Source organism: Micromonospora sp. WMMD735 (assembly GCF_049178995.1).
Classification (GTDB): domain Bacteria; phylum Actinomycetota; class Actinomycetes; order Mycobacteriales; family Micromonosporaceae; genus Micromonospora; species Micromonospora wenchangensis.
Genome location: NZ_JBMHMJ010000002.1, coordinates 5,126,870 through 5,138,827, shown reverse-complemented (window position 1 = coordinate 5,138,827; position 11,958 = coordinate 5,126,870). Strand labels below are relative to the sequence as shown.

At 67.9% G+C, this 11,958-nt stretch carries 16 protein-coding genes; 10 read left to right on the top strand and 6 right to left on the bottom strand.

Features of this window, described 5'->3' with window-relative positions:
• Positions 1 to 39 precede the first annotated feature (39 nt).
• Positions 40 to 837, top strand: coding sequence for an MBL fold metallo-hydrolase (locus ACN268_RS22230; RefSeq protein WP_421484844.1), 798 nt, complete (start codon positions 40 to 42; stop codon positions 835 to 837).
• A gap of 50 nt (positions 838 to 887) precedes the next feature.
• Here ACN268_RS22230 and ACN268_RS22225 read toward each other — a convergent pair whose 3' ends face one another.
• Both ACN268_RS22225 and ACN268_RS22220 read right to left on the bottom strand, forming a co-directional pair.
• Positions 888 to 1,853, bottom strand: coding sequence for an L-threonylcarbamoyladenylate synthase (locus tag ACN268_RS22225; RefSeq protein ID WP_421486961.1), 966 nt, complete (start codon positions 1,851 to 1,853; stop codon positions 888 to 890).
• 33 nt (positions 1,854 to 1,886) lie between these two features.
• Positions 1,887 to 2,204 carry a hypothetical protein gene (locus ACN268_RS22220; protein WP_421484843.1) on the bottom strand — a complete coding sequence of 106 codons (318 nt, stop codon included), beginning with the start codon at positions 2,202 to 2,204 and terminating at the stop codon, positions 1,887 to 1,889.
• Positions 2,205 to 2,397: 193 nt separating this feature from the next.
• Here ACN268_RS22220 and ACN268_RS22215 point away from each other — a divergent pair, with 193 nt between their 5' ends.
• The gene (locus ACN268_RS22215) at positions 2,398 to 3,144 is read left to right on the top strand and encodes an HAD family hydrolase (protein WP_421484842.1); all 747 of its coding nucleotides are present in this window, start codon (positions 2,398 to 2,400) and stop codon (positions 3,142 to 3,144) included.
• Between the two features lie 44 nt (positions 3,145 to 3,188).
• Here the strand turns inward: ACN268_RS22215 and ACN268_RS22210 are convergent, their stop codons facing one another.
• On the bottom strand, positions 3,189 to 3,521 hold the full coding sequence (locus ACN268_RS22210; protein ID WP_421484841.1) for a DUF952 domain-containing protein: 333 nt from the start codon (positions 3,519 to 3,521) through the stop codon (positions 3,189 to 3,191).
• Between the two features lie 118 nt (positions 3,522 to 3,639).
• Here ACN268_RS22210 and ACN268_RS22205 point away from each other — a divergent pair, with 118 nt between their 5' ends.
• The 6 genes from ACN268_RS22205 to ACN268_RS22180 all read left to right on the top strand — a co-directional run bounded on the left by ACN268_RS22205 (position 3,640) and on the right by ACN268_RS22180 (position 7,965).
• Entirely contained in the window at positions 3,640 to 3,981 is a 342-nt protein-coding gene (locus ACN268_RS22205) for an ArsR/SmtB family transcription factor (RefSeq protein WP_421484840.1), read from the top strand.
• Positions 3,982 to 4,206 carry a hypothetical protein gene (locus ACN268_RS22200; protein WP_421484839.1) on the top strand — a complete coding sequence of 75 codons (225 nt, stop codon included), beginning with the start codon at positions 3,982 to 3,984 and terminating at the stop codon, positions 4,204 to 4,206.
• Positions 4,203 to 4,793, top strand: coding sequence for a CDP-alcohol phosphatidyltransferase family protein (locus ACN268_RS22195; protein WP_421484838.1), 591 nt, complete (start codon positions 4,203 to 4,205; stop codon positions 4,791 to 4,793). The genes ACN268_RS22200 and ACN268_RS22195 overlap by 4 nt, the downstream gene beginning before the upstream one ends.
• Positions 4,790 to 5,290: a hypothetical protein gene (locus ACN268_RS22190; RefSeq protein ID WP_421484837.1), complete on the top strand. Its 501-nt coding sequence runs from the start codon at positions 4,790 to 4,792 to the stop codon at positions 5,288 to 5,290. Before ACN268_RS22195 ends, ACN268_RS22190 begins: the two co-directional genes overlap by 4 nt.
• Before the next feature lie 915 nt (positions 5,291 to 6,205).
• Positions 6,206 to 6,826: a hypothetical protein gene (locus ACN268_RS22185; RefSeq protein ID WP_421484836.1), complete on the top strand. Its 621-nt coding sequence runs from the start codon at positions 6,206 to 6,208 to the stop codon at positions 6,824 to 6,826.
• Positions 6,823 to 7,965 carry a helix-turn-helix domain-containing protein gene (locus tag ACN268_RS22180; RefSeq protein ID WP_421484835.1) on the top strand — a complete coding sequence of 381 codons (1,143 nt, stop codon included), beginning with the start codon at positions 6,823 to 6,825 and terminating at the stop codon, positions 7,963 to 7,965. The genes ACN268_RS22185 and ACN268_RS22180 overlap by 4 nt, the downstream gene beginning before the upstream one ends.
• Positions 7,966 to 8,045: 80 nt before the next feature.
• Here the strand turns inward: ACN268_RS22180 and ACN268_RS22175 are convergent, their stop codons facing one another.
• The 3 genes from ACN268_RS22175 to ACN268_RS22165 form a co-directional block, all read right to left on the bottom strand.
• Complete coding sequence (locus ACN268_RS22175; protein WP_421484834.1) at positions 8,046 to 8,675, bottom strand: TRADD-N-associated membrane domain-containing protein; 630 nt, start codon at positions 8,673 to 8,675, stop codon at positions 8,046 to 8,048.
• 996 nt (positions 8,676 to 9,671) lie between these two features.
• Positions 9,672 to 10,319 (bottom strand): 2'-5' RNA ligase family protein, encoded by a 648-nt coding sequence (locus tag ACN268_RS22170; RefSeq protein WP_421484833.1) that lies wholly within the window; start codon positions 10,317 to 10,319, stop codon positions 9,672 to 9,674.
• A 9-nt stretch (positions 10,320 to 10,328) separates the two neighbouring features.
• Positions 10,329 to 11,114, bottom strand: coding sequence for a GntR family transcriptional regulator (locus ACN268_RS22165; protein ID WP_421484832.1), 786 nt, complete (start codon positions 11,112 to 11,114; stop codon positions 10,329 to 10,331).
• A 204-nt stretch (positions 11,115 to 11,318) separates the two neighbouring features.
• Here ACN268_RS22165 and ACN268_RS22160 point away from each other — a divergent pair, with 204 nt between their 5' ends.
• Complete coding sequence (locus tag ACN268_RS22160) at positions 11,319 to 11,717, top strand: transcriptional regulator (RefSeq protein WP_421484831.1); 399 nt, start codon at positions 11,319 to 11,321, stop codon at positions 11,715 to 11,717.
• Positions 11,717 to 11,932 carry a hypothetical protein gene (locus ACN268_RS22155; RefSeq protein WP_074475721.1) on the top strand — a complete coding sequence of 72 codons (216 nt, stop codon included), beginning with the start codon at positions 11,717 to 11,719 and terminating at the stop codon, positions 11,930 to 11,932. The genes ACN268_RS22160 and ACN268_RS22155 overlap by 1 nt, the downstream gene beginning before the upstream one ends.
• Positions 11,933 to 11,958: the final 26 nt, after the last annotated feature.

Sequence of the window (11,958 nt, the reverse complement as noted above, 5' to 3'; positions counted from 1 at the left end):
GGTCCGGTTGGCGGCCCGCTGGGCGGGTACCGACGGACCATGGGACCGGCTGAGGCGACCTTCGTGGGCACTGCGACGACGATTCTGCGGCTCGGCGGGTTCACCCTGCTCACCGATCCCAACTTCCTGCACCGGGGGCAGCGGGCGTACCTCGGGCACGGATTGTGGTCCCGGCGGCGCACCGACCCGGCACTGACCATCGGCGAACTGCCCGACCTGGACGCCGTGCTCCTGTCCCACCTGCACGGCGACCACTTCGACCGGGTGGCCCGCCGGGGGCTCGACCGGGAACTGCCGATCGTCACCACACCGGCGGCGCAACGCCGGCTGCGCCGGTGGGGGTTCCGGGCCGCGCAGGGGCTACCGACCTGGCAGTCGCGGGAACTGCACCGCGACGGCGGTACCCTGCGGCTGACCGCGTTGCCCGGCCAGCACGGCCCGGGTGTGCTGGACCGGCTCCTCCCCGACGTGATGGGCACGATGGTCGACCTGCAACGGCCGGGGCAGCCCGCCTTCCGGCTCTACGTCACCGGGGACACCCTGTTCCGCCCGCAGCTCGCCGAGATCCCCGAACGCTTCCCCGACGTCGACGCCATGCTGATCCACCTCGGCGGCACCCGGATCGCCGGCGTGCTGCTCACCATGGACGCCCGGCAGGGGGCCGACCTGGCCGAGCTGATCCGTCCCGGGCTCACCGTCCCGATCCACTACGACGACTACCCGGTGTTCCGGTCCCCGCTGCGGCACTTCGTCGACGAGGCACGACGTCGGGGGTTCGTCTCGGCCGTACGCACCGTGGCTCGGGGCCAGACCGTTTCGCTGACCCCGCCGGCCTGACCGCTGCGGTGCCCGCCCGTCCGCCGGGGCGTCGAGGAGCACCCGCCGGCTCAGCCGGGCGGGGCCCAGGTGGCGGCGGCACGACCCAGCCGGTCGTTGACCGCCCGGCCGACCCCCTCCTCGGGGGCCGGTTCGGCGAGGATCTCGGTCACCCCGGCCGCGTCCAGCCGGTGCAGCGCGTCGAAGAGGCGGGCGGCGGCCTCGGTCACGTCACCCGCGGGCGACAACACCTCCACCGCCGCGTAGTCCGCCGCCGGGGCCGCGCGGAAGGCCAGGTAGCCCCGTCGGACGCCGTCGTCCGCCGCCGGCACCGCACCCCGCACCACCCGCAACGGGGTACGCGGCGCATAGTGCGCGGCCAACGTGCCGGGGGCGACCGGCTGCCCGGAGCTGCCCGGCCGGATCGTCACCGGGCCGACCGCCGCGACGAGGTCCTCCACGGCGAGCGCCCCGAGGCGCAGCACCACCGGCTGCGGGCCACGCGCGTCCACGATGGTCGACTCGATCCCGCACCGGGTCGGACCGCCGTCGAGCACCACGTCGACCGCCGCGCCGAGCCCGCGAACGACATGCTCGGCCCGGGTGGGGCTGAGCTGCCCGAACCGGTTGGCGCTCGGGGCGGCCACCGGCACCCCGGCGGCCCTGATCAACGCCCGGGCGGACGCCTCGTCGGGCACCCGCACGGCCATGCTGTCCAGGCCGGAGGTGACGATCGGCGGGATCGCGGCCGGCCGGTCCACGATCAGGGTGAGCGGCCCCGGCCAGAACCGCTCGGCCAGCACCGCGACGGTCGGGGGCAACACGCCGACGAGGGCCGGCAGGTCGGCGGTGTCGGCCAGGTGGGTGATCAGCGGATCGAAGCTGGGCCGCGCCTTCGCCTCGAAGATCCGCGCCGCGGCCCGGGCGTCCAACGCGTTCGCGCCGAGCCCGTAGACCGTCTCGGTGGGGAAGGCCACCAGCCCGCCGGCCCGCAGCACGTCGGCGGCCTCGGCGATACCGTCGTGTTCGGCGGGCAGGACGCGGGAAGAGCCAGTGGTCACCCCCCGACGCTAGCCTGCCGTCGACGCCCGGACCGGCGCGGGTGGCGGGCCGGTCTCCGCCCAGCAGACGCCACCCCGGACCTCGATGCCCGGAACTCCGTCGACGATCCGGGTGACGTCCGCGACGGAGGCGAGCGCCCTGGTGAGGTCAGCCCGCAGCTCCGCGCTGGCGGACGGCAGGTCGTCCTCCTCCTGCGTCCAGTCGATGTCGGCGGCGCACAGCTCGGCGACCGCGTGGCCGGTCAGCGCGGCCGGGTCGGTCACGGTGACGTCGATCCGGCAGTAGAGCCTGAGACGGCGGCTGCCCGGGTCACCATCGGTCGGCATGCGGCTCAGCGGCTCCGACCGGAGCGACGCATCACCCGGACGCCCCCGCCGATGGCCAGCGCCGTGGGCACCAGGCAGCAGAGCATCAGGACGGCCAGGTGCCACGGTCTGAGTGCTCCCATGCCGAGAGGTTAGGGGATGTACGCCGACCGCACCGTCCCGCGGTCGGTCAGCCTGCGGGAGAATCGCCGGCATGCTCCGCTCGCCGCGCGCCCTCCTGCTGGACTTCGGCGGTGTCCTGGCCGATGCGCCACCGCAGCCGCCCGCCCCACCGGAGCTCGTCCGACGGCTCTGCCAGCTCGTCGACGGCGCCGTGTCCGAAGGGCAGATCGCCGCCGACCTGACCGAGGGCGCGCGACGGTACTCGGCCTGGCGCGACGACGCGGGCCGGACCGCCGACCCGGTGGAGCTGCCGCACTCCCGGGTGTGGGCCGAGTTCGTCACCGGATCGTGGCCCCGCCCGGCCCGCGACGCCGTCGACCGCGAGGCGACCCCCCTGTCGTACGCCTGGACGTGGCGGGCGGACTGGGCGGTGCGCCCGGGTATCCCCGAGGCGTTGGGGGCGGCCACGGGGGCGGGCCTTCCGCTGGCCGTGGTGAGCAACACCCTCTGCGGTGCCGCGCACCGGGATTTCCTGGCCGCCGTCGGGCTGGCCGGGTCGTTCGCCGCCCAGTTCTACAGCGACGAGGCCGGCCCCCGGAAGCCCAACCCGCGCCTGGCGCTGCTGGCGGCGGAGGCCGTCGGCGTGCCGATCGGTGACTGCTGGTTCGTCGGGGACACCCTCGGTCGGGACGTCGAGTGCGCCCGCCGGGCCGGGGCGGGGGCGGCGATCCTGATGCGTTCACCCCGCACCGACCGGGAGTCGCCGCACCCCGCCGTCGTACCGGACGCCCGGGTCGAGGACGGCCACGGCCTGCTGGCCCTGCTGCGTCAGGTCTGAGCAGGTTCCGGTTCCTCCTCCCGTCTCTCGGTCGGGTTCGTTGCCTAGCTCCGCCCCAGCGTGTCGTCCACCGACGACGCCCCCGCCACGTGGTGGACCGCGACGACGGCGGCGCGCGGTAGCGCCGAGTAGACGTGCGGGAAGGAACCGCCGTCGGAGGTGTCCTCCCAGCGCACCGCGTCGAGCAGCCCGGCGTCGAGGGCGACGATCACGAGCGCCGGCTCCTGCGCGAAGAACCGCAGGGCGGTCGCACCCACCTGTTCGCGCGAGGAGCAGTGGATGAAGCCGCTGCTGTGGTCGAACGGCGAGCCGTCGAAGCGCCCGGCGGCTTCGAACTCGGCCCACTCGGCGGGCAGGAGGATCTTGTAAATCAGCACGACCCAGGGTGGCAGACGGGCGGCTGATCCGCAGCTTCCGCAGCCCGCCAACCCGACCGGGAGTTGACATCCCATCACAGCACATGCAAATAATAGTTGGCATGAGCCAAGGTGAGCTATGGGTGACCTGAGCGGCGACCGGCTGGTCGAGGTTCTCGCCACGCTGGCCAGCCCACACCGACTCCGCGTGCTCGCCGCGTTGACCGGCGGACGCGCCTACGTCTCACAACTCGCCCGCGATCTGGGCATCAGCCGCGCGCTGCTCCAGGTGCACCTGAAGAAGCTGGAACGCGCCGAACTGGTCACCGCTCACCTGGAGTTGTCCGGGGACGGCAAGGCGCTCAAGTACTACGAGGTCGCACCGTTCTCGCTACAGCTCACGCCCGACGTGGTGGCCGCTGCCGCCGCGACCCTGAGCAACGCCGGAGACGGCGACGCCCCACCGAAGGGAACCAGTTAGATGGACGCCGCATCGGTCTTCCTGATCGTCGTCGCCGCCGTGCTCATCTCGGTCGTCTGGTATGCGGGCGTCCGCAAGCGGACCGAGGTGTCCGGCGAACTGCAACGGCAGTACGCCGAGCAGGCCGCCGAGACACAGCGACTGCTCACCGAGATGAGCGCACAGTTGGCCGACCTGCACCGGCGCACCGCCGACATGCAACGAATCCTCAAAGACGCCGAATGACCACTCTCGGGCTCGCACCGCCGGTCACGCTGCTCAACGTCCCCAACACCATCACCGCCGTACGGACGGTCGGCTCCTTCGGGCTCGCGGTGGCGGCGCTGACCCACCGCGACGCCCACCTGCTCGTCGCCGCCTACCTGATCTACTGGGTCGGCGACGTCCTCGATGGTGTCGCCGCCCGCGCCCTGGGACAGGAGACCCGCACCGGCGCGGTCTTCGACATCGTCGCCGACCGGGCCTGCACGTCGGCCTGCGCTGCGGCACTCGTCGCGCTGCGGCCCGAAACCGCCCTGCCGATCGCGGTCTTCCTCGTCCAGTTCATGGTCATCGACCAGCTGTTGAGCCTGATGTTCCTGCGCTGGCCGCTGCTGAGCCCGAACCACTTCGCCCGCGTCGACCGCCGCATCTACCGGTGGAACTGGTCTCCACCGGCGAAGGCGCTGAACACCGCAGCGGTCGTGCTCCTGGCGATCTTCGCGCCGACCGTCGCCGCCGTCACCTTCGCCCTCGGAGTCGCCGTGGTGAAGCTCGTCTCGCTGGTATCCACCGCCAGGCTGCCGGTCGACCCGCCGCCCGCCCAGCCATGATCGCTGTGCTGGCGGCTGCTGCCGTCGGGCTCCTGTCGGCGTTCCTGCCGTTCACCCCCGCCGAGCCGTACCTGGTGGCGGCGGTAGCGACCACCGGCACGCCGCCCGTGGCGCTCGGCGTCGCCGCCGCAGCCGGTCAGACGGCCGGCAAGTTCCTGATCTTCCTCAGCACACGCGGCGCGCTCCACTCACCGTGGCTGCGACGCCGGCTCAGCAGACGTACGCCGACCGCGCCCCGACCGGTGAGCCGCTGGGGGACGCTGCTCGCCCGCCCGAAGGCGGCCGGCGCACGACTCGTCGAGGTGACGGAACGCCCCCGCCAGGCCATCGGTGTCCTTCTGGTCAGCGCGATCACCGGATTCCCACCACTGCTGGCCACCAGCGTCTACCTGGGCCGCACGCCCCTGCGTCCGGCCGCATTCGGGGTGACATGCCTGCTGGGCCGCTCGGTCCGCTTCGTCGCGATCGCATTGGCACCCAGGCTGGCCGGCTACTGATCGCAGCCCCGAACCCTGACATCTTCTTGCGTAGATCACGGCTTCTGTCGGGCTGCGCCGATGATCACCGCTCACCTGCACGCTCTGTTGTCATCATCAGGCGTCGGCAACGTGAGACACCCACCGCCTGATCCGGGCTGAACGAGGGGCTGTCCCGGCGCTGCGGGTCGCATCCACCAGCTGCCATCCGAAGCTGTCCGTAGAACTCCTCGACGCGGTGCTCGACGCTGCGGCCACAGGCAAGGTGATCCCGGGCAACCCGGGTGGCAGGGTGAAGCTGGTCCAGCCTGAGCCGATGCTCTGATGGCGCATTGCTCTGATGGCCATCAGAGCAATGCGCCATAGCCATGGGAAGGGCTCGCGGAGGCTGGTGAAACCTCCGGCACCGCCGTGGTTCTCCGCCTGGTAGCTGCCCCACCTGCCTGGGCTGGCCCGGCGCTCACGCCGGAGGGCCTCCGCGTGGACACCGCAGCCTCATACGCAGTCGTGCCCGAACAGGAAACGGCCTGAGCAGATTGGCTGTACCCGGGACCGAGATCAACCGGTGTTCGTGCTGGTGGAGCCCAGGGGACTCGAACCCCTAACCCCTGCCTTGCAAAGATCAAGCCTGCTGTCTGCCAGCGTCGGTGACTGCTGCTGACCTGCTCAGCCTGTCGCCCGCCGCCGGCCTCCGGCTGCGCCCGTCGGTCGGCTTGGCTGTACGGATGGCTGTACAGCCACTCATCCTTGCCGGGCACTAGATCGATGGAGGCCACCTGACAACCGTTGGCCTCCGCAGCACCTACCCGGCCCGCTGGGGCCAGACATCATTGCTAGTCGCACACGTGTTCGATACGATCATGAGCAGGGCTCATCGATGAGTTGGACCGGCGTGTCGAGTGGAACGGATGTGAACTCCTGTGGCATCTTATGCAGATGGGAAGCTACGGCGAGGCTGTCAAGAGTCTCCAGCCGATCATCAAGCCGGTCTTTGACTCGCTTGAGGCGGGGCTGAAGGCAGCCGCAGAACAACACACTCGCGCCAAGTTCCTCCGGCTCGACGACCCGTGGTACTACCTCCACACGGTCCGCCGCGTCGCGTGCGAGGAGCTCCGGTCCGGGGGGTTGCAGGCGACGCTCGATGGACACCGGTTCGTCCTCCCCCTGTCCGGCCTGTTGGTTGCCTTCGGCGGCTACATGGTCCGGGTGCTCCATGCCGAGGGTGGCGAGATCGACAAGGAGGGCAAGAGGAAGGGGTTTCCACCGCGGGTTCCGATTCCCGGGCGATCGAAGGCGAAGCAGGCGTTCTGGCGCCAAGAGCCGTTCGAGGGAATGAGCACCGAGAACCTACTTCTTCTGTGGCAGGATGATCACGGTCAGCTACTGGATCCGATGCTACTGGCCTCGCCGGCAAGCGGTGATCATCGAAGGCATAGCCTTAAGCTGAGTTGGGATGGCAAGCTGTCTCGCAAGATGGCGACCATGCGCGCGGCGGACCTCAATGAGCTTGAGCCCGACCACGTTTATCCACAGATTGGATTCGAGGAAGCGGGATGATTTACGGCGAGCGCGTCAAGCAGGTGCGGGAGATGCAGCACCTCACCCAGTCTGCGCTCGCCGGAATGATTCCCCAACTCAGCCAGTACCAGGTATCTAGAATCGAATCAGGTGCGGCGATTCCAGATGCCGAGACCATTGCCCTGATCGCGGCAACGCTTGGAGTGACGGTTGACTTCTTCGAGAGGCAACCGTCACCTCATTTAGAAGCGCAATCGCCGCAGCTTCGGGCGAGAAGTAGTAGGTTGACTCAGGGCGTGAAATCATCTGCCCTGCAATGGGCTCGTCTAATCGATGAAGAGTACGAGCGCATGAAGCTTCGAGCAAGCCCGCTACCTGTCAGGCTTCCAGCTATGCCAGGCGCATCACCAACGAAGGCAGCGCAAGAGCTTCGGCCACTCCTAGGGTTCTCACTGGACCAGCCGCTTCCCTACCTACTCCTAGCGGTTGAGCGCTTGGGTGTCACAGTCCTCGGACTTCCTTACTCCGCCGCTGCGCTTGACGCATTCTGCGCATGGCGTGATGGCACGCCTGTTGTGGGCCTTCTCAGCGGCGTGCCTGGGGATCGCTTGCGCTGGAGCGTCGCCCACGAGCTTGGGCACCTTGTATTGCACAGGGGTCAACACGCAGGTAAACAGATTGAGGCTGAGGCAGACGAGTTCGCAGCGGAACTCCTGACGCCAAGGTTCGCAATCGAGCGGGCCATGCCTTCGCGGATAACACTGAGCACTCTGACGATGCTCAAGACGCAATGGGGCGTGTCGGTGAAAAGCCTGATTCGACGTGCTAAGGAATCAGGCTTCATTGACCAGGAGAGAGCAACTAGTCTTTACAAGCAGGTGAGCGCGCGAGGGTGGAACCGGTCCGAGCCTGGTTATGTCCCCCGCGAGAAGCCACGCGCCTTCCGTAAGCTACTAGAAATTAGCTATGGCAGCGGTCCGAATGTAGAGGCAATGGCGCGGGATGCAGGCTGGTCGCAGGAACTAGCCTTTGCAGTTCTTGAGCAGTATGCGACCGTCGATGAATTGCCACTTGAGCCGGCATCAGATGCGGAGTCGCAGGATAACGTGGTTGCTTTCCGTAGGCCGCTCAAAAATCGGCGCCCGGTCAGCCCCAAGGGTTCCAACCAGCTCGCTTAACCGCCCGCCCCGCCTGCGTCGGCTACTGTTCGCCGATCGGGTATAGGGATAGAGCCAAGCAACAGATTGCATGTCTCACTTTAGGCACTATTCCCCGGATGCTTCCGACCGATCTCCTTAGCGCTCTCGCCTTGCTCCGGAAGAATTTGATTAGCCGTCAGGTCCGGATCCGGGCTAATGCCTAGCGCCTGCATTGCCGTCATTGCCCGCAGGCGATCCTTAAGGCGCGCGTCGTCGACACGTTCGATGAACACGCTAGCCTGCTCAAGTTTATGGTCTTGCTCGATTTTGACATCAAGTCTTTCCGCCTGTTCAGCCAGATGCCGCCGGGCGCGGTTTGAATGAATAGCCAACGCGCCTCCACCAACCGTAATCAGCAAGCCGGTAAGGCTTGTAACCAACGGCAAGTAATCAACATTCGGGTTCCCGGCGTTGATCAGCGCCAGAATTGCACTGGCAAGGATAATCGCAGCACCGCACGACATGAATATAACACTCAGGCGGAAAGTCGTCTCTGCCTGCTGCAACGCCTGCCGAAAGAAGCCGAAGTATAGCTTTTGCCGTTCGCTCGCGAGGCGGCGAGTGCTATTAAGTTGATAACTACCGGACCCGACATTAACAGTGCCGTAGAATACGTTTTGCTGCACCCCCCGTCCAACGGCGTACACCTCGGGCGGGGTCTCAGACTCGCCAGAATTGTCGACGGCCATCGCTCTCCTCTGGGCTCTGGTTAGAGTCATCGATGCCTACTATCCTGCCACGACATAGTCCAAGGGCACTGCCGTCCATCCGACACATTCCGACCAGCCCACCACTCGTGCTGATGCCATCCCGTCTGCCGCCGACCCACACACCGTGGAGCGGGCCAGGGCCAGGGTGACAAGGTGGAGCGCCCTACCGGACGTACGACCTTGTCGCCCTGGCCCTGGTCTGCTCGGCTTGCCTGGGTCGGTGGCTGACGGGATGGCATCCCACCTCAACCACCCACAACCGGAACCGTTCGGCAATTCCATCCTGGAGTCGTCTGGCCCCCGCCGGAGGCACAGCTCTAACCCCGCCCTCCCCCTCACCCCACCACCCTCACACCCACCTCCACCCCTTCCCCACCCTGGGCCTGAGCGACCGTGCGGAACCGTTCGGCAACTTCGTCCGCCGCGGTTTGCCTGCCGGATCTCGTGCCGCTTCGGGATCGTCGGCATCGGGTGGAAGCGTGTCCGCCTGGCCCTGGTCGTCCTTCGGGACTCGTCACCGGGTCACTTCACTGACCCAGGTGTGACGCGCGGGGCGGGGCGTGGGGTTCGGGCCGGTTGATTTTCCGCCCCGGCGCCGTAGGCGGCCGGGGCGGCGGCTCCGCAGGAGCCGTTTGCCGCGCCCCGGCCCGCGCCGCGCGGAGCGCGCTTGATCTAGTACAGGCCAATTCGGCAACAGATCACAGGCAGCTCCGAGCCGACCAAGGCCAACACGACACCAATCACCGACGTGCATCTCCACCCGCAGCGACGGCTACCCGTGACTCGTGCCAGCGTCCGTCGTCCGCGGGGAGTCGCCCGTCATCGCAACCCTGCTGCCTGCTTCCCTACCCCTCGACTCATGACGGCCCAGAACCTTGCCTCGTTGCACGTCTGCGCCTTCCTTCCTCGCACCCTTCACGCCAAACAGCTCGGGCGGCCTCCCGTGGGAAGCCGCCCCTGCTGGTCGTTGCTCGCCTACCTCAGTGGCAGGTTGGCGACCGTTGTCCACTCGTACATTTGCTGGTCTCGGTGCATCTCGATCAGGTCGACGTGCTTGATCGCCACGCGAGCGGGCTCAACGTTCGTGCGCTCCACGGCCTCGACGTACGGCGCTGCGGAACCCTCGGCAGTGATGTAGGCGACGCTCACGTGAGGCCGGAACCGGTCCGGGTCTTCGCCGATCCGGTCATCGCCGAGGACCCGGCCGATTGCCTGCCGGGTAAGGTGGCGCAGCTCGTGAACTGGCTCGGCGGGTTCGGCTGGTATCACGATCGCCTCATCCGCTACGACGATCGGGCCGAACTCCACCTCGAATGCCGGAACGTCGGCCAGCAGCGAGCGGGCCTCGTCAGCGATCTTCTCGGCGAGATCCTGGGCGATCTCGTCGGCGAAGCCGATGCCCTGCATGGTGAGGTGCAACCACCGGTTCGGGATCAGGGTGAGGCTCGGCATCTCCGCCAGGCTTGTTCGGTACGCCTTCGCGGCTCGGTAGAGCTGGTGCTGATCTTCAAAGGTGATGTGGAAGGCGTAGAAGCGTCTGCCGACGTGCCACCCTGGACGCCACCACCAGTGGTTGCGAACGTGATCGGCGTGCTGGCCTGGGGCGAGGTCAACGAGCGACATCTAGCCTCCTCAGACTTCCGACGGGGTGTCAGGTTGGGCCGGCTCCGGCTCTACCGGGTACTCGTCGATGACGACAATCCGATCCGCCGGCCAGACTGACTCGGAGACCTCCAAGACGCTCCCATCGTCGGCCCTCGCAACGTGGATGACCTGCATGACGGGTGCACCTGTGGGCAACTCCAGTGCGGCAGCCTCTTCCGCCGTGGGAAGGCGGGAGAACCAGTGATCACGGGCCGTTGCGTAGCGCTTGCCGCTGAGTTCCTCGATGCAGAGGAAGAGAGCCTTGGGCACGACCTGGGGAGTCTCCAGGTAGGTTCCGCCGGCGATGTCGGTCGGGATGTAACTCGCGCCGATCTCTTCCGGCCTGCCGGTCTCCTGGTCGTAGAGATGCCGCCGACGTACCACCACCTCGGACCCTGCCGGCACTCCCATCGCGGCAGCGATCTCGCCGCGCACCGGAGCCTTCCCCGCGAACACGATGTCGTGTCGCAGGTGAGCTGTTAACAGTCGCTGGTCGCTGCGCGCCCGGCCATAGCGATGCCGCGAGCGGCGTTGCAACCGCCGGCTCTCTCGGACGAAGGTCCCCACGCCATGACGGGACTCGATCAGTCCCTCGGCGCGAAGAACCCCCATTGCGTTACGCAGGGTGATCGGACTCACTCGGAAGCGCTCGGCCAACGCGGTCTCGGCCGGCAGGCGCTCTCCCGCCTTCAGGTCGCCGTCGCGGATGCTTCGCCGCAGCTCTGCTGCGATCTGGAGGTACTTGGGTGCCCTTGCGCCCAACTCGTCGGTCATCGCCGCCCTCACTCCGGTAGTCCTCTCTAGGACAACCTCTCTACTTCACTGTACGTGCGCTAGCCGGTCAACGCATGGCCGCTTGTTGCGCCACCAGCCAAACCCAGTCCTATAGAGGACTTGTGGACGCCCAACGAGGCAGCTACAGTCCTCTACAGGTCTACAGGAGTAGGCGAGGCACCAATCGGTATGGAGGTGGAGAGCGTGGCTCTCAAGGGTGGTGCGCGGATCGGGCTGTCGTTCGAGGCGGTGTTCCCGCACGGGTGCGTGTTCGTGCCGGACTCGATCGCTGAGGCGCAGGACTTCGACGAGAAGACGCGGGTACGGACCCCGGCGAAGGACAAGGTGACGGGTCTGCGGGTGTGGCAATGCCGGGTGATGGACATGGACCCGGAGCTTGGGGCGCGGTCGCGTGAGGTGGCGGTGAAGATCCTGTCGCCGGTGCAGCCGGTGCCGCCGGTGGGTCCGTTCCAGCCCGTGGAGTTCGAGGGCCTGACGGTGACGCCGTACGTGGGAAGCAACGGCCGGTTGGCGTACTCCTACCGGGCGACGGCGCTGGTGGCCCCGAAGACCCTCGCGGAGTCGCGCGGGAAGGCTGCCTGATGTTCGGCAGGAAGAAGCCTCAGCCGGACCCGGTACGCCGGGATCAGGTGTTGCGTCTGGTCAACCTCGGGATGCGGGAGACCGACGCCGCCGACATGGACATCGACGGCCCGGAGTTCCGCCAGGCGAAAGACGCCTTCGAATCCGCGCTCGGTGAGTCGACGTCGGCGGAGCAGCACGCGGCGTTCGACGCGCTCAAGCGGCACGGCTACTGACGTTCGATGTGTGGCGCGGGGCGGCC